Origin of the sequence: Amycolatopsis circi (assembly GCF_003385235.1) — a bacterium.
Taxonomy (GTDB): Bacteria; Actinomycetota; Actinomycetes; order Mycobacteriales; family Pseudonocardiaceae; genus Amycolatopsis; species Amycolatopsis circi.
Genome location: NZ_PQIA01000068.1, coordinates 31,288 through 47,866 on the forward strand (window position 1 = coordinate 31,288; position 16,579 = coordinate 47,866).

The window sequence follows — 16,579 nt, forward strand, 5'->3', positions numbered from 1 at the left end:
GGCTTACTCCGCTCGGGGCGCGGCCTCGATCGCCAGCACCGCGATGTCGTCGTGCCCGGAGTTCCCGAGCCATTCCCGCACCGCCTCGCGCAACCGGCGCACGACTTCCCGCGCCGGTTGCCCGACGCAGTCCTCCAGCACCGTGTAGAGCCGCTCGTCGCCGAACAGCTCGGTGGATTCGGTGCGGTTGCGGGCTTCGGTGACGCCGTCCGTGTAGAGCAGGCAGACGTCGCCCTCGTCCAGATGCGTCGTCGCCTCCGCGAAACGGGCCTGCGGCGACACGCCGACCAGCGTGCCGGGCACGCTGATCTCCTCGACCCTTCCCCCGCGCCGCAGCACGAGCGGGGCGGGATGGCCGCCGGAGGCGAGGGTGACGTCGAGCCCGGACTCCGCGGCCGCGACCGAACCGAGCACGAGCGTCGCGAACCGGTTGCTGCCGCCGGAGATCAGGAGTTCGTTGAGCAGCCGCAGCATCGTGCGGCCGTCGCGTTCGACGAGGTGCAGCGCGGCCAGCGAATGCCGCACCCGGCCGGTGAGCGCGGCCGCCTCGGCTCCCTTGCCGCAGATGTCGCCGACGACCACGAACGCGCTGCCGTCGTCGCGGGAGAGGACGTCGTAGAAATCGCCGCCGACACCGAGGACTCCGCCGGCGGGTTCGTACCACAGCTCGAAATTCGCGCCGTCGACCTGCGCGGGCGGCGTCGGCAGCAACGTCGATTCAAGCCCGCGGGTAGCTTCTTCCTGGCTGGCGTAGCGCTGCGCGTTGGCCAGCGCCGTGCCGGCCGCGTCCGCGAACGCCTCGACCGCCTGGCCCTGCGCCAGCCCGAACGCGGGCTCGCCGCGTCTGCCCAGCAGCACCGCGCCCGCCATGCCGGAGCCGAACGAGACCACCGAAACCTCGAGATGCCCCTCGAACGGCTCGGCGACCGCCGCGGGCAACGCCGCGACCTCCGTCGCCGGCACCGCGCGAACCTCCGGCCGCGCGACGTCGGCGACCGCGTCGGACACCACCGGCGCGAGCTGCGCCGGCACCCGCCGGATCCGGCCGTGGCCCGCCGCGCCGTGCTCGGTGCAGCTCCACCACTCCCAGCGGCCACGCGTCGTCGGCAGCAGCACGAAGGCGCAATCGCCCAAGGCGGACGCCGCTAGCTCGGCGATCACCCGCGCAGTGCCGTGCCGTCCGCGCGCGAGCGCCAGTTTCGGACCGGCCTCGGCGAGGAACTCTTCCGGACGGCGGCGGCCGTCGTCGACCACGGTCCAGGCCCGCCATCCGCCGGGCAGCACGCGAACCTTGGCCGGGCGGTGGCCGACCTTGCCGGTGGTCTCGGTCACGCTGACGAGTTCGGCCGGGCCGAGCCGTTCGGCGGCCGCGTTCGCCCAGCGCAGCGCGCCTTCCGGGTCCTGCAGGAACACCGGCTCGCGCACGTCGTCGAGCACCGGGCGCCAGAATCCGGCGTGCCCGGGCAGCTCGGCGCCGGGTGGCAGGGCCGACGCCGGAGCGGGCCGTGACACCATGCACGAACCTCCTGCCTCCGGGTCGACCTGACGGTCCTGGTACTTCCAGGTTGGCACAGTGTGCGCGGGCGGACTGGGTCGAAGTGTAGGGCGAACCATGGCACGCTGGGTCGACGACCATGGCTGGCACACGCGTGGTGGGAAGGTCGGCAAAGATGACAGAGTCCCCACAGACTTCCGGGAGCTCCCGGAACTCCGGGGCCCAGGAACCGGAATTCGTCCCGGCGAGCGAGGTCGCGGCGCTGGAGCGGCTGCTCGGCGCGGTCCACGACCTCGGGGACGGCAATTTCCGGCGGCGCTTCGTCGCGCACGGCGACGGGATCACCGCCCGGCTCGCGTCGGCGTTCAACGACATCGCCGAGCGCAACCAGCGGCTCGTGACGGAACTCATGCGGGTGCGCGGCGAGGTGGGCCAGGAGGGCAAGCTCACCGAGCGCGTGCGCACCGAGATCGGCCCCGGCGGCTGGGCCACCGCGGTCGACACGGTCAACGGGCTGATCGAGGACGTCAGCCGTCCGGTCGTGGAGCTGGACCGGGTGCTCGGCGCGGTCGCCGAGGGCGATCTGTCGCAGCCGATGGCGCTGCAGCTGGACGGCCGTCCGCTGCGCGGGCAGTACGCCGAGCTGGCGAAGACCGTGAACGGCCTGAACGCGCAGCTGTCGCGGTTCGCCGCCGAAGTGATCCGGCTGTCCCGCGAGATCGCCGGAGAAGGCCGTCTCGGCGGCCAGGCCGAGGTGCCCGGCGTGGCCGGGACGTGGCGCGACCTCACCGATTCGGTCAACTTCCTCGCCGACAACCTCACCGAGCAGGTCCGGAACATCGCCTCGGTCACCACCGCGGTCGCCCGCGGCGACCTGACGCAGAAGATCAACGTCGACGCCCGGGGCGAGATCCTCGAGCTGAAGAACACCATCAACACGATGGTCGACCAGCTCTCGTCCTTCGCCGACGAAGTCACCCGAGTGTCGCGCGAGGTCGGTTCCGAAGGACGCCTCGGCGGCCAGGCGCGCGTGCCGGGCGTGGCGGGCACCTGGCGCGACCTCACCGACTCGGTGAACCTGATGGCGGACAACCTGACCGACCAGGTCCGGAACATCTCGCAGGTCGCCACGGCGGTCGCGGCGGGCGATCTGACGAAGAAGATCGACGTCGACGCGCGGGGCGAGATCCTGCAGCTCAAGACGACGCTGAACACGATGGTCGACCAGCTCTCGTCCTTCGCCGACGAGGTCACCCGAGTCGCCCGCGAGGTCGGCAGCGACGGCCGCCTCGGCGGTCAGGCGGAGGTCCCCGGCGCGGCCGGCACGTGGCGCGGCCTGACCGACTCGGTCAACCAGATGGCCGACAACCTGACCGACCAGGTCCGCAACATCTCGCACGTGACCACCGCGGTCGCGAAGGGCGACCTGACGCAGAAGATCACCGTGGACGCGCGGGGCGAGATCCTCGAACTCAAGACCACGATGAACACGATGGTCGACCAGCTCTCGTCCTTCGCCGACGAGGTCACCCGAGTCGCCCGCGAAGTGGGTACCGAAGGGCAGCTGGGCGGCCAGGCCACGGTTCCCGGGGTCGCCGGCATCTGGCGCGACCTGACCGGCTCGGTGAACTTCATGGCCAACAACCTCACCGCGCAGGTCCGCAACATCGCGCAGGTCGCCACGGCGGTGGCGCGAGGCGACCTGACGAAGAAGATCGCGGTCGACGCGCGCGGCGAGATCCTCGAGCTGAAGACGACGCTGAACACGATGGTCGACCAGCTCTCGTCCTTCGCCGACGAGGTCACCCGAGTGTCGCGAGAGGTTGGCACGGAAGGAAAACTCGGCGGTCAGGCGACCGTGCCGGGCGTGGCGGGGACCTGGAAGGACCTCACCGACAACGTCAACTTCATGGCCAACAACCTCACCGACCAGGTGCGGAACATCTCCCAGGTCACCTCCGCCGTGGCGCGCGGCGACCTGACGCAGAAGATCACTGTCGACGCGCGCGGCGAAATCCTCGAGCTGAAGAACATCCTCAACACGATGGTCGACCAGTTGTCCGCGTTCGCGGACGAGGTCACCCGGGTCGCCCGCGAGGTCGGCACCGAGGGCCGCCTCGGCGGTCAGGCGCGCGTCCCCGGCGTCGCGGGGATCTGGAAAGACCTGACCGACAACGTGAACGTCATGGCCGACAACCTGACCGTGCAGGTCCGGAGCATCGCCACGATGGCGAGCGCGGTGGCGAACGGCGACCTGTCGAAGAAGATCTCCATCGACGCGGCGGGCGAGGTCGCGGCCCTGGCCGGGACGCTGAACGACATGGTCGAGACGCTGCGCGCGTTCGCCGATGAGGTAACGCGTGTCGCCCGCGAAGTCGGCACGGAAGGCATCCTGGGCGGTCAGGCGCGGGTGCCCGGCGTGGCCGGGACCTGGAAGGACCTGACCGAGAACGTCAACTTCATGGCGCACAACCTGACCAGCCAGGTGCGGAACATCTCGCAGGTCACGACGGCGGTCGCGCGCGGCGACCTGTCCCGCAAGATCGACGTCGACGCCCGGGGCGAGATCCTGGAGCTCAAGACCACGATGAACACGATGGTCGACCAGCTGTCCGCGTTCGCCGCGGAGGTCACCCGCGTCGCCCGCGAGGTCGGCACCGAGGGCAAGCTGGGCGGTCAAGCCGAGGTCGAGGGCGTGTCCGGCACCTGGAAGCGGCTGACCGAGAGCGTGAACCAGCTGGCGGGCAACCTGACCACGCAGGTCCGCGCGATCGGCCAGGTAGCCACGGCGGTGACCGCGGGCGACCTGACGCGGCACATCACCGTGGACGCGTCCGGCGAGCTGGCGGACCTCAAGGACAACATCAACCAGATGATCGCGAACCTCAAGGAGACCACCTCCGCGAACCGCGAACAGGACTGGCTGAAGACGAACCTGGCGCGGCTGTCCGGGCGGATGCAGGGCCACCGCGACCTCGCGTCGGTGGCGACGCTGATCCTGTCCGAGCTGGCCCCGCTGGTGAGCGCGCAGCAGGGCGCGTTCTTCATCGCGCACGACGACGAGGACACCGGCGACCCGGACAAGCTCCTCGACTGCATCGCCGCCTACGGCCTCGCCCAGGCGCGCACCGGGCTGCGCTTCCGGCTCGGCGAATCCCTGATCGGCCAGGCCGCGGTGGACCGGCGGACGATACTGGTCAACGGCGCTCCCCCGGAGTACGCGCTGGTGTCGTCCGGGCTCGGCTCGGCCCCGCCGGTGAACGTGATCGTGCTGCCGGTGCTGTTCCAGGGCGAGGTGCTGGGCGTGCTGGAACTGGCGTCGGTCAACGAGTTCTCCGCGGTGCACCTGGATCTGCTGGAGCAGCTGCGGCACACGATCGGCGTCAACGTGAACACGATCCTGTCGAACTCGCGCACCGAGGCGCTGCTGACCGAATCGCAGCGGCTGGCCCAGGAACTGCGCGCGCGGTCCGAGCAGCTGCAGGCCCAGCAGGGCGAACTGCGCCGGTCGAACACCGAACTGGCCGAGAAGGCGGCGCTGCTGGCCCAGCAGAACCGCGACATCGAGGTCAAGAACATCGAGATCGAACAGGCCCGGCAGGAACTCGAAGAGCGGGCCGGGCAGCTGACGGTCGCGTCGCAGTACAAGAACGAGTTCATGGCGAACATGTCGCACGAGCTGCGAACTCCGCTCAACAGCGCGCTGATCCTGGCGAAACTGCTGTCGGAGAACCCGGAGGGCAACCTCACGGAGAAGCAGATCCAGTTCGCGAAGACCATCTGGGCGGCGGGCAGCGACCTGCAGCAGCTGATCAACGACATCCTGGATCTGGCGAAGGTCGAGGCCGGAAAGCTGGACCTCCAGATGTCCGACGTGACACTGCCGGAGCTGGTCAACTACGTCGAATCGCTGTGCCGCCCGCTGACGGCGGACAAGGGCCTGGAATTCGCGGTCATGATCGACCCGCCCGTGCCCGGCAGCGTGCACACCGACGAACACCGCCTCCAGCAGGTGCTCCGCAACCTCCTGTCGAACGCCGCGAAGTTCACCGACGAGGGCGGCGTACGCCTGCACATCCGGATGGCGGACCCTTCCGAGGTCGAGCAGGAATCGCTGCGCTCGGCAGCCGGGATCATCGCGTTCGGCGTCGAGGACACCGGAATCGGCATTCCGGAGGAGAAGCTGGAAGTCATCTTCGACGCCTTCCGCCAAGCCGACGGAACGACCAGCCGCAAATACGGCGGCACCGGCCTGGGCCTGTCGATCAGCCAGCAGCTGACGGAACTGCTGAGCGGCGAACTGCGCGTCAGCAGCGTCCCCGGCCGAGGCAGCACCTTCACGCTGTACCTGCCGGTCGGCGCCGCAAACCTGATCGCCCCCACGACGCCCGTGCGGCCCACCCCCAAGCTGCCGGTCCTGCCGAGCACCATCACCGTGGCCGAACCGAACAGCGCCCCGAAACGCTTCAACGGCGAAAAGGTCCTCATCGTCGACGACGACCTCCGCAACGTCTTCGCCCTCGCCGCGGTCCTTGAGCAAGCAGGACTGGAAGTCATCTACGCCGACACTGGTGTGGCCGGAATCCGGGCCCTGGAACGCCACGAGGACACCGCGCTGGTGCTGATGGACGTGATGATGCCGGAACTGGACGGCAACGCGACCATCGCAGCGATCCGAGCCGAAGCGGCCCACGAAGACCTGCCGGTGATTGCCGTCACAGCGAAGGCGACGGAGGAAGACCGCGAACGAACCCTGGCCTCGGGAGCGGACGACTACATCACGAAGCCGGTTGACACCGATCTGCTGCTGGACGTGATCGCCGCCCGCCTGGAGGCGGATGCGGCGTCGTCCTCGTCGTCTTCGGAGGTAGAAGCGTTGGAGCGGGTGACGGGAATCGAACCCGCGTAGCTAGTTTGGAAGACTAGGGCTCTACCATTGAGCTACACCCGCAGCGCCCTCGGTGACCCGGGAGCGAAGCCAGCTTAGCGTGCCCGCTAGGGTGGGTCGTACACCCCCCGGGTACCGGGGTTTCCGGAGGCTTCGGGGGTGCCGGGATGTGGCGCAGCTTGGTAGCGCATCCGCTTTGGGAGCGGAGGGTCGCAGGTTCAAATCCTGTCATCCCGACCAGATGGGGCTGGACCTGCGGGTTCAGCCCCTTTTTCGTGCCGCCGGATGCGGCCCGGGAGCTAGCACAGCGCTCAGTGACACTCCTATTCGAGGATTTTCACCTGCACACCCGAGCCCTGACTCTCGCCCCGTCGGCCTGGCAGGCGTTGATCAACGAGTGGGCCATGTCACTCGAGGCCGAGAACAAGAGCCCCCGCACGATCCGCGGCTACTGCGACACCGTGCGCTTCTTCCACATCTGGCTCGCCGACCCCGCCGCGCCGCCGGACGCCGGACGACCCCGAAGCGCGGCTGGCTTCCGTTATGCCCGAACCGGCAGGCTACGAACCAAACCACGTCAAACGGTGGATCGTCTATCGCCTCGCCGCCACCAGCCCCGGCAACGCGAACAACAACTACCGAGCCTTGAGCGCGCGGTTCAACTGGCTCCTGGCCGAAGAGGAGATCGAGCACCACCCGACCGCCCGCATGAACCCGCCGCACGTTCCGGACCAGCCGATACCCATCATCCTGGTGCAATTCATCAAGCAGGTGCTCCGGGACTGTCAAAGCCGCGACTTCCACAGCCGCCGCGACGAAGCCATCATCCAGTTGGTCTGGGACACCGGCGGCTGCCTCTCCGAAATCGCCAACATCGACCTGTCCCGTCGTGTCGTCAACGTCCTCGGCAAAGGCAGCAAATGGCGCGCGCACCCCCTTCAGCGCCGCCACCGGCAAAGCCCTCGGCCGCTGCCTCCGCGTCAGAGCACGTCAGCCCTACGCCGACACCACCACCAGACTGTGGCTCAGCGACCGCCCCCGCAGCACTCCACTCTTGCCGAACGGCATCAAGATCATGCTCCGCCGACTTCCGGGCCGAGCCTCCGACGGGAGAGCCCTCTCCCCGGGCAGATCCGCGGAAACAAGCGTGAGCCAGCCGCGAATCCATTCTAGCGGGCCGACAAGCGCGAATGATATCAGCAGGTGAGACATGCGAAATCGTCACGACTCCCCGCAATCGGTTCTCCAGGCAGTTCCTCTTCCGGTTTCGACTGACCGTTCCGCGCGCGACGGAGGGATTCGAAACAGCCGCCGAACGGCGGCGATGTTCACTCGTCTATCGTGCGCCAACCGTCCTTGCGTCAATCCTGGCAGTTGTGGAAATGTCAGGATCGCAGAGCTTGACCGGGAGAACCAGCTGCATGCAGGGGGATTCATTCGCCTCACCGCTGCGAATATGCGGTGTCAGCGTCACTGCGAGGTGCGGATCGGAGCGCCAGCCGGTGCTTCGCGTCTGCTCGTATGTGCTCGGTTCCTTGAGCAACGGGGAGAATAGCTGTGATCAGAACAATTATCAGCGAAGAGCCACCCAGACGGTGCTCGCCGCCGCGACGCTTGCGGCACCGCGTGCGCACGGCACCGCGTCCGCGCAGGAATCACGCGGCTCACACCAGCAAGACTTTGCTTGACATCGGTTTCCCTTGGGACGGCCGGAAGCCGCGCATTGACCATCAGCCCACGGCATCCGCAGATGCCGCTCGACCCGGCCTCAGACCGGATGCTCCGCCGCGCGCTGGAGAGCGGGCAGACCGACGCCGCGCACCGGCGGTTGCGCTAGCTCCTGAGCCTGCCCGCCGTGCGGCCGGAATGGGCCAGGGGCATCACAAGAACTACCTGCAGACGCGGGATCAGTTAGGCCCGCCCGGGGTCACGACGTTGATCTGATCATTCGCCCGGGAGAACAGACGGACACCTGCCCGGAAAAATGGTGTCCGACCGGTCAGGGAGAATTGCGCCATGACTGATGACGTCACGTTCGAATTCCGCTCGGCCTGGTGCAGGCTCACGATGGGCTCCGGTCCTCAACGGCAAACTTTCCACGCAACGGGGCTCAACGACGCCTTCGGCGACCTCGCACAGGCCGTCGCGAGTCTCGCCCGCCCGCGACCGGTGGTGGAGTTGCAGTCCGTGCTGTGGGGCGATGAACCAGGCGGAGTCTTCCTGGACTTCGCCTCGCCAGTAGCGGACCACCTCGCTCTGGTGGTGCACGCGGTGGCGATCCGCACCTGGATCACCGCGCCGGACTGGACACCCGAACGAGGCGAAGTGCTGTTACGACAGGTCGCGCCGCGCCACGAACTCGCCAGCGCCTTCCTGCGCGGCTTCGAGACCGTCAGCGCGGCAACGAAACCGGGAGGCATCATCCCCGGCTGGCCGCACCCATTCCCAGACACAGCTGTCACCGAACTCCGCCGCGCGCTCGGCTGACATCCTCCAGAAACCGCAATGCTTCGTCCACGTTGCCAGGAAGGATTCGGGAACTATCATGAGATCTCCGGGCTTTGCCGACATTTTCAGACGCCTCGGAATGCTGGCCATCATCACGACGGGGGCGCTGCTCGCAGCGAACACAACCGCGACTGCGGCCGCGCCGATCAAGGGATATCAGGACTGCTTCAAACCTGCCACTGCCGAGGACTACTTGGTCACATCGGTGCGCAACACGGACACCTACCGCACCGTCAACCTGCGCTGCGGCCGCCATGACGTCGGTGATAAAGCCGGCTTCGGTGTCCGGCACATCAACGACCGCCGCCCGCCAATCACCACGGCGACAGTCCAGTGCATCGAACATGTGTTGAGGAGCGCCAAGTACGAAGGGCCTGCCAGCGGGCAGAACAACGTCTCGTACACCATCTCGTCGCCGAACATCGACGCCGTGGTGATCGTCAACGTCGAGACCGACAACGTGGTGACCGCCTACACGTCGCAACCCGGCTCGTCAGCGAGCAACAACTGGGAGGGTTGCTTGGGCATCCCGGCCGCTGCGCAGCACACACCCAACTTCGCGAAGAGCGGCGTCACGCCGTACTCGGGAGATAGCTGCTGGTTGGGGCCATTGGGTTTCCGCTCGGTCTGCGAGAACGTGCACGGGGAGAAGCTTCACGTCGACACTCTCGATGCGAGCGAGGGCCTTCCGCCTTGGGCGGACTCCAGTTGCGCGACACCAGTACTGTACGCCAACGGCCGGATGTTCCGCCTGGGCCTCTACACCTGCAGCAAACTGAGCACATTGAAGCAGCACTTCGCCATGAACAACGACTTTCCGAACAACCTGCAGCTGTGTCTCGGCTGGACCGACATCGATCACCAAGCCTGCCTCACCGTCCACGACTGACGCGGGGCCGTATATCCAGGGACCACAGGCCCGCGAACAACCGCTTGAACAATGGATCTGCCGTTCCGCGCAGGCGCGCGTCCATCGCCGACGAGACCGCTGCCTCCGACGCGAGAAGTCGCATCGGAGGCGGCGGTCAGTCTCGGGAACCGCCGCAGTCCTAAAATCTCGCCTCGACATTCGGTAACAAGGCCGCGGTACGCCACGACTCCTAGCTATGAAGCAACGTCCGGCAGCAGTCGAGCAGTCACTGCAGAAGCTGCAGCAACTCATGAGGGAGCAGCCCGCGCGGCATGCCGAGGACATCGTGGCAATGTCATGGTACGCGCCTCAGGCCGGCCCCTCTGAGAAGCGACTTGTGACCTTCAGCGAGGCCCAAATCCGCGGCGTCGACGAAGCCACCGCAGCCCTGCACAGTGATCCGCGTTTCCAGCATGTATCCGACCCACGCGGCGAAGTGATGCAGTTCGCGCGAGAGTGCTCGGTTGACCGCCCTCATCGTCACGTTGCTCGTTTCGTAAAAGCGCACGCGAGAGAATTGATCACAAGGATTTGCTTCATCCCGATCGAGTATCTGACCGTCGGGACCACGATGGACGTCCTGGGCGTCTGGCTTCTGCCGGTCGACGATGCCCAGATCCCGCGCAACGACCAGTTCTTCCCGTTGCCCGCGGCGGTCGGGGCCATAGCCGCGCTGGAGGTGCACGGAACCGATCTCCAACGGATGGCCGAGGCCGCGAACGACACCGACACTAACATGCTGCGGATTCTGCGCGCCGGCCTTCACAACCAGCTGAATCCGTCGCAGCGCCGGTTCCGGACAGCCACGGTATACGCGTTTGACCGGGACTATTTCTGAGCGCGCGCCAGCACGACGACGTCGTTGCCCTGTTTCCGCTGCCGCGCGCCCGCGCCCCGGATTTGCCGCGACCTCATCCGAGAGCCAGACCAGATAGCCGTCTCTCGACGCGGTACCAGCCGTCCTTCGTCAGCCACAGCGACGGAAGGCGCCAGTCTTTCGCCCCGCGACTCTGGCGTCACTGACCGCGATACTGAGCCGCGCGCTGCTGCTTCCATGAGTCGAGCAAGGCTATCGCCAGCCAATGACCATTAGCATGAGCAAGCTCTTCAGCCGTCAGGCGACCAGAATCTTTTGTGCGAAGAAACGGATCAGCTCCTCGGGCCAAAAGATACGCCGTCGCATCAACATGAAGTGGCTCACCTGATTGCACATGGCCATCGCCCTCGATATCAATTGCGTGGTGAAGCAGAGTGAAACCATTCCACTCTTCGTTTACGTCAACACCGCCGTCCAAGAGGTCGCGGAGTGCCGGGAGATTCTCCATTTCTACCGCGGAGTGCGCCGGAGTCATCGGAGCCATCGAAACCTTCTCACCATGAGTTGCATTTACCCGAATTTCTGAAAGTTCACGCGGAATACGAGTCCGCGCCAGGCTTAAGCCATGTTATGCGTTCGTTTGCAGGCGGCAGCAGGCGAAGCATCTCGTACTTCATTAGATCCAAATTGAGCATCTTTGGCCAAATTTCCGATAATCCACCAGGGAGACGAAAGCCGAGCCAGTCAGGCTGACCTGCACTAGATCCGACAGGGATCACGCCTGGAAAAAGCGTTTTGCGATGACTGCCGGAAAGGGACAGTCTGTGCTCGTCGTCCACTCGATAGACCAGCATCACGCACCCGCCGACGGTCGCTGAGCCGAGATCGGCTGGCCCGCTGATCGTCGCTCCGGCCCCGACCGAGACCCCCGCGGGCCCGGCAACGAAAACACCAAGTGCCAATAGTTCGCCAAAAGCAGCGACCTCGCCGCCGTCAGCACGCAATTCAACCGTCGCCCAGACCAAGCGCTCGGCTGGGACAACCCCAGCCGAGCGACTGGCTGAACTCCTGACCGACGCCAGCTAATCACCTGCGTGGCAACGAACCCCTCGAATCCGCCATTCCCTCAAGGGCCCTTCACGGCCGATGCCCAGGCGGCTCAGTCAGCGGGACAGGCGGAAATCCGCGCTCCCCGAGTCAGTCGGTGCCGAGAGCCCGGGTAGCCGGACCGATCGCTGCCCAACCGCCGGACTGGGCGCTCCAGCGGTAGATTCCTCCGCCGTTGAGGCCGTACACGCCGTCGGCATTGGCCGCGAACGAATCGCCGGAGCCGCCGATCTTGGACCATCCGTTGCTGGTCAGCAGGTTGACGTCCTTGGTGGCTGGTTCGATGCCGAGCAAAGTGTGCGCACCGGCGTACAGCGCGCTCTGCGCCCTGCCGACGCTGGCCCAGCCGCTGCTCGTGCCGGTCCAGTGGTACACACCGCCGCCGTTGGCCCCGTAGATGCCGTCGTCGTTGATCGCGAAGCTGTCGCCGGCGGAGCCGATCTTGGCCCAGGTGCCGGGCGCGGTCATCAGGTAGAGGTCGCCGGTGCCGGGCACCGTCCGGGCGAGCAGATGGCCGGCGGCGTAGAACGCGGTCCCGGCAGGTCCGACGGTTTCCCAGCCGGTGCCGGTCCAGCGCAAGACACCGCCGCCGTTGTAGCCGTAGACGCCGTCGGCGTTCACCACGAACCCGTCGCCCGGGCCGCCGATCTTCGCCCACTGACCGGGGGTGCCGGTGTAGCGGTAGACGTCGTGGGTGTCGGCGCGCGTCGCGACCAGCGCGCTTTCGCCGGCGTAGATCCGGTCGAACCCGGTGCCCAGCGTCGTCCAGGCGCTGCCGGTGCCGGAGTAGGCCAAGACCGATCCGTTCGCGTCGACGCGGTACAGGCCGTGGTGGCCGGCGACGGTGTGCGCCGCGGCCCAGTCGCCGAGGTCGTCCACCCGGGCGGCGGTCACCGCGGTGCCGGTCGCGGTTTCGCCGAGGCAGTTGTGCTGCTGCGAACCGGTGATGACGCCGGCGATCCGGCCGTCGGCAGTGAACACCGGCGCCCCGGCGTCGCCGCGACACACCCCGCTCGCGCCGGTCGCTTCGAGGGCCAGTTCGTGGTCCGGCGCGCCGGCCGCGATGGTCAGCGAAGCCGACTGCGGAGCGTCCGGGATCCATTCGGTCGCCGTGCGGCCGAACCCGGCCACGGTCGCCTGCCCGCTCGACGGCGGCGGCGTGGCAGCGAGATTCCCCACGCTGGCCCCGAGAACCGGCGCGACCAGCCGCAGCAACACGACGTCGCGGTCGGTCCGCGGCGCCACGCGGTCCACGGCGATCTGCCGGCTCGGCTTCCCGGTCTCGGTCACCGCGGCGGCTACGGCGACGGCAGGCGGCGCGCCGTCGACCAGCCCGTCGCCGGCGTGCGCCCCGGTCTTGCCGGTCAGGCACGACGCGGTCGTCAGAATCCATTGCGACGAAACCAGGGTTCCGGTGCAGGCGTGGCCACCGCTGGTGGCGTCGCCCCCGACCGCGAGCCGGACCAGCGCGGACGCCGCCGCACCGGTGACCGGCGCGCCCCCGGCCACCGCACTCGCCGGCGACGCGGCGGTCAGCAGCCCCGCGGCGGTCACCCCGGCGACGCAGCCGGCCCAGTGCGCGGCTTTCCGTTTGAATCCCATCAAGCAGACCCTTCCGTTCAGCACACCGCCGCCGTCCCGGCCAACGCATTCCCGGGGACGGCAGACTCAATTAACTCGACGATGAATTCAATGGACACGGCCCGGGAACAACCGTCGACAGCACTGCCTCCGACACCCGGAACCGCTGGACCGAGCACTCCGTTCCGTACGCCGAATGGACCAGCAATTGCCCTGGCCCGGATTTCCGGATCACGGCACCACCTGCCAACTGCGGCAATGCGTTCGCTTCCACCGCACCCTGAAGCAGACTCGCCGGTCGGCACCGACGTTTTCAGTGGTACAGACCTGCGACGCGCCGACGTTGCCAACTACCGGGACAGCGGACGCCGCCGACAGCTTGACATCGCGCCGATTACCGACAACAGAAAATCAAGACTTCGCCGCGGCCGCCATATTCGGCCAGACCGTTCCGGCGAATCCGCCGCGGTACGCGAACCCGTTCACCCTTTTGCCGCATGCCCCTCCCCCGGTTGCCGAGCGCCCGATCTACTGGTGCGCCGCAGGTACCATCGTGCGCACACCGCGCCGTTATTACCTCACCACGCGGTGACGTACGCCACATTCCTCCGCTCCTGCACGCGCGGCTAGGATGCGGAAAAACGTCACTTGCCACGATGACAAGAATTGTCCGTCGGTCCGCTGCGACTTTTCCTGGGTTGGATATTTTCTTCGCGGCAATTACGCGCCCGGCATCAAGTTAGCGCCGTGGCTACCGCTGTCTTCGGATCAAGCTCGCGGTTAGGCCGTTCAGGCGCTGCCGTTCTCCGAACCCCCGCCGAACTTCGTCCATACTTTGCTCGCCGTGTCCGCGACCGTCTCTCCGACTTCGCTGAAGACCTTCGTCAGCGGGTCGGCCGAGGACGTCCAGGAGTCCTTGTACGACTTGGCCGCGGACTTCAGGTCTTCCTTCCAATCCGTCGCGGGCGAGTCGTCGTCCCGGCGGGGGTAGTCGCCGGTCAGGATCGATCGGTAATCCTCCGACGCGGCCCATTTCTGCAGCTGCGTCGCCCGGACCACGGCGAACGGGTGCGTCTCCGTCTCGACGTACTTCAGTTTCAGCAAGCTGTCCCGGATGTCTTCGACCGACTCGTATTCCGCGCCCTGCCGGAGGAAGGACGGGATGTCGATGCGGGACGGGTCCACCCCGCCGGCCAGCTGGATCTGAGCGCGCAGCGCCGCGGTCGGGTCCTGGCCGCAGAGCAGGCCCGCGCGGTCGCACGACAGCTCGGCCTTGCGGTACCACTCGCTCAGCGCCGCGATGATCGCGCGGATTCCGAGCGCGCTCACCGGCGTCCAGGACATCGACATCTGGAGGTTGATCAGGCGGATCATGATCGTGCGGTAGACCGCGTGCCCGGACAGCACGTGCCCCATTTCGTGGCCGATCGCGAACCTCAGCGATTCGTGGCTCATCTGGTCCACGAGCGCGGTGCTGATCCGGATGAACGGCTCGTCCATGCCCAGCGCGGCCGCTTGCATCCGCGGGTCCTGGTAGACGAACAGGTTCGGCACGACGGGGAGATCGAGCGTCTCGGCGCATTCATGGCGCAGCCGGTCGAGTTCCGGGTACTGCCGCGGTCCGACGCGAATTGACGACGCCAGCGCCATCAGCCGTTCGCCGCGTTCGTTGTAGAAGCCGGAGACCGCGCGGATCACCTGGGCGAATCCGGGCACCGCGCGCAGCGTGGCGAGGGCGCCGCGGTCCACCGGATGTTCGTAGGCTCTCGGGCTGATTCCCGGAAAGCGGACGGCAGCCCGGCGCGCGGGTTCGATTTCCTCGGTCATTGCTCCCCCATGAAGTCGTTGGCAGCAGCCTACTCAAAGCTGATCACCGGCTCGTTGCGCGGCACCGGGGTTCGGCGTTTCTGTTGACTGTTCACGAAAACACGAGGGATCAGGCAAACGGCAACCCTGTTGTTCAGACCACTACCCGAGTACGGTGCGTGCCACGGTGAACACGGCAGGCTGTCGCATGGGGTGGGGCGGATGGGCCGAACGGAGCATGCTTTTGCCGAAGTCTTCGCGCGCGGGGAATTCCGGGCATTGTTCGCCGGGTACGCGATTTCGACGGCCGGGGACCAGTTCGCGCGCGTCGCCGTCTCGATACTGGTCTTCGACCGGACCCGGTCGGCCGGGTGGACTGCGCTGGCCTACGCGCTGACGTTCGCGCCGGATCTGGTCAGCGGGCCGTTGTTGTCCGGGCTGGCGGACCGGTATCCGCGCCGGGCGGTGATGATCGCGGCCGATGTCGTCCGGGCGGTGCTGGTCTCCGCGATGGCGGTGCCCGGTCTGCCGCTGGGGGTGGTCGCGGGGCTGCTGGTGACGGTGCAGCTGGCGAATGCGCCCGCACGTGCGGCCCGGGGTGCGCTGCTGCCGACCGTCACGTCCGAAGAGTTGTTTCCGGCTGGGCAGGCCGCATTGTCTACGGCGGGACAGGTCGCGCAAGTGGGCGGGTTCGCCGGGGGCGGTGCGCTGATCGCGTTGCTCGGCACGGCTGGCGTGCTGTGGGCGGACGCCGCGACGTTCGCGGTGTCCGCGCTTTTGACGGGATTCGGGATCCGGCACCGGCCGGCCAGCGCGCGGTCCGGGTCGGTGGTGCGGCGCGGGTGGTTCACGGACCTGGCCGAGGCATCCCGGCTGGTGTGGACCACTCCCAGGCTGCGGGCGCTGGCGGGGTTCGCGTTGCTGCCTGGTTTTTACATCGCCGGGGAGGCGGTGGCGGTCCCGTACGCGGCTGCGCTTGGCGGGACTGGGTTGCTGGTCGGGCTGCTGCTTGCCGCGTATGCGCTCGGCTCTGGGGTCGGGATGATCGTGCTGGCCCGTCTTCCCGCCGCGGCGCGGGCACGGCTGTTGCCAGTACTGGCGATCGGGACTTGTGTGCCCTTGCTCGGCTGCGTATTCAACCCGGCGGCGGGCTGGGTGGTGGTGCTGTTCGCGATGTGCGGTGCGGCGAGCGGACACCAGATGCTCGCCTCCACCACGTTCACGCTGTCCGTGCCCGACGACCGGCGCGGTCAGGCGTTCGGGTTGGTGACCACGGTCCTCAACGTCGCGCAGAGCCTCGGGGTCGGGATGGCCGGCGTGACGGCGAATTGGCTGCCGCCGCACCTCGTGGTCGCCGGGGCCGGGGTGCTGGGGGTCGCGGCGGGAAGCGTGGTGGCTGGGGCATGGCGGCGAGCGGGGCCGCCGGCCGCGGTCACGCCGCGGCCGGCTCCGGTCACCGACCCCGGC

At 67.6% G+C, this 16,579-nt stretch carries 11 protein-coding genes and 2 tRNA genes; 8 read left to right on the forward strand and 5 right to left on the reverse strand.

What is annotated here, in order from left to right:
• Positions 1-3: 3 nt before the first annotated feature.
• Positions 4-1,515: a PP2C family protein-serine/threonine phosphatase gene (locus tag D0D37_RS26230; protein ID WP_116203265.1), complete on the reverse strand. Its 1,512-nt coding sequence runs from the start codon at positions 1,513-1,515 to the stop codon at positions 4-6.
• Positions 1,516-1,670: 155 nt separating this feature from the next.
• Here D0D37_RS26230 and D0D37_RS26235 point away from each other — a divergent pair, with 155 nt between their 5' ends.
• The gene (locus D0D37_RS26235) at positions 1,671-6,404 is read left to right on the forward strand and encodes a HAMP domain-containing protein (RefSeq protein ID WP_208720153.1); all 4,734 of its coding nucleotides are present in this window, start codon (positions 1,671-1,673) and stop codon (positions 6,402-6,404) included.
• Here D0D37_RS26235 and D0D37_RS26240 read toward each other — a convergent pair.
• Positions 6,373-6,446, reverse strand: a tRNA-Gly gene (locus tag D0D37_RS26240). The genes D0D37_RS26235 and D0D37_RS26240 overlap by 32 nt on opposite strands.
• A 100-nt stretch (positions 6,447-6,546) precedes the next feature.
• On the opposite strand from D0D37_RS26240, the gene D0D37_RS26245 reads away from it, so the two are divergent.
• From D0D37_RS26245 to D0D37_RS26265, 5 genes are all read left to right on the forward strand, one after another.
• Positions 6,547-6,623, forward strand: a tRNA-Pro gene (locus D0D37_RS26245).
• Positions 6,624-6,926: 303 nt separating this feature from the next.
• Positions 6,927-7,556, forward strand: coding sequence for a site-specific integrase (locus D0D37_RS26250; RefSeq protein WP_116203266.1), 630 nt, complete (start codon positions 6,927-6,929; stop codon positions 7,554-7,556).
• Between the two features lie 843 nt (positions 7,557-8,399).
• Positions 8,400-8,870 carry a hypothetical protein gene (locus D0D37_RS26255; RefSeq protein WP_116203267.1) on the forward strand — a complete coding sequence of 157 codons (471 nt, stop codon included), beginning with the start codon at positions 8,400-8,402 and terminating at the stop codon, positions 8,868-8,870.
• A gap of 100 nt (positions 8,871-8,970) precedes the next feature.
• Positions 8,971-9,780, forward strand: a complete 810-nt coding sequence (locus D0D37_RS26260; RefSeq protein ID WP_116203268.1) for a hypothetical protein — start codon at positions 8,971-8,973, stop codon at positions 9,778-9,780.
• Between the two features lie 217 nt (positions 9,781-9,997).
• Positions 9,998-10,639 (forward strand): hypothetical protein, encoded by a 642-nt coding sequence (locus tag D0D37_RS26265; protein WP_116203269.1) that lies wholly within the window; start codon positions 9,998-10,000, stop codon positions 10,637-10,639.
• Between the two features lie 178 nt (positions 10,640-10,817).
• Here the strand turns inward: D0D37_RS26265 and D0D37_RS26270 are convergent, their stop codons facing one another.
• Together D0D37_RS26270 and D0D37_RS26275 are read right to left on the reverse strand one after the other, a co-directional pair.
• Entirely contained in the window at positions 10,818-11,162 is a 345-nt protein-coding gene (locus tag D0D37_RS26270) for an ankyrin repeat domain-containing protein (RefSeq protein ID WP_116203270.1), read from the reverse strand.
• A gap of 653 nt (positions 11,163-11,815) precedes the next feature.
• Positions 11,816-13,327: a S1 family peptidase gene (locus tag D0D37_RS26275; protein WP_116203271.1), complete on the reverse strand. Its 1,512-nt coding sequence runs from the start codon at positions 13,325-13,327 to the stop codon at positions 11,816-11,818.
• Positions 13,328-13,502: 175 nt separating this feature from the next.
• On the opposite strand from D0D37_RS26275, the gene D0D37_RS46850 reads away from it, so the two are divergent.
• Entirely contained in the window at positions 13,503-13,898 is a 396-nt protein-coding gene (locus D0D37_RS46850) for a hypothetical protein (protein WP_162834478.1), read from the forward strand.
• A gap of 197 nt (positions 13,899-14,095) precedes the next feature.
• On the opposite strand, the gene D0D37_RS26280 is transcribed toward D0D37_RS46850, so the two are convergent.
• Positions 14,096-15,133, reverse strand: coding sequence for a M48 family metallopeptidase (locus tag D0D37_RS26280; RefSeq protein WP_116203272.1), 1,038 nt, complete (start codon positions 15,131-15,133; stop codon positions 14,096-14,098).
• Positions 15,134-15,334: 201 nt separating this feature from the next.
• On the opposite strand from D0D37_RS26280, the gene D0D37_RS26285 reads away from it, so the two are divergent.
• A partial coding sequence (locus D0D37_RS26285; protein ID WP_116203273.1) for an MFS transporter occupies positions 15,335-16,579 on the forward strand: 1,245 nt, incomplete at its 3' end.

Excerpts from the sequence above, each read along its gene's own strand:
- D0D37_RS26230 (WP_116203265.1), bottom strand. The coding sequence starts at position 1,515 with ATGGTGTCACGGCCCGCTCCGGCGTCGGCCCTGCCACCCGGCGCCGAG.
- D0D37_RS26235 (WP_208720153.1), top strand. The coding sequence starts at position 1,671 with ATGACAGAGTCCCCACAGACTTCCGGGAGCTCCCGGAACTCCGGGGCC.
- D0D37_RS26250 (WP_116203266.1), top strand. The coding sequence starts at position 6,927 with ATGCCCGAACCGGCAGGCTACGAACCAAACCACGTCAAACGGTGGATC.
- D0D37_RS26255 (WP_116203267.1), top strand. The coding sequence starts at position 8,400 with ATGACTGATGACGTCACGTTCGAATTCCGCTCGGCCTGGTGCAGGCTC.
- D0D37_RS26260 (WP_116203268.1), top strand. The coding sequence starts at position 8,971 with ATGCTGGCCATCATCACGACGGGGGCGCTGCTCGCAGCGAACACAACC.
- D0D37_RS26265 (WP_116203269.1), top strand. The coding sequence starts at position 9,998 with ATGAAGCAACGTCCGGCAGCAGTCGAGCAGTCACTGCAGAAGCTGCAG.
- D0D37_RS26270 (WP_116203270.1), bottom strand. The coding sequence starts at position 11,162 with ATGGCTCCGATGACTCCGGCGCACTCCGCGGTAGAAATGGAGAATCTC.
- D0D37_RS26275 (WP_116203271.1), bottom strand. The coding sequence starts at position 13,327 with ATGGGATTCAAACGGAAAGCCGCGCACTGGGCCGGCTGCGTCGCCGGG.
- D0D37_RS46850 (WP_162834478.1), top strand. The coding sequence starts at position 13,503 with ATGGACCAGCAATTGCCCTGGCCCGGATTTCCGGATCACGGCACCACC.
- D0D37_RS26280 (WP_116203272.1), bottom strand. The coding sequence starts at position 15,133 with ATGACCGAGGAAATCGAACCCGCGCGCCGGGCTGCCGTCCGCTTTCCG.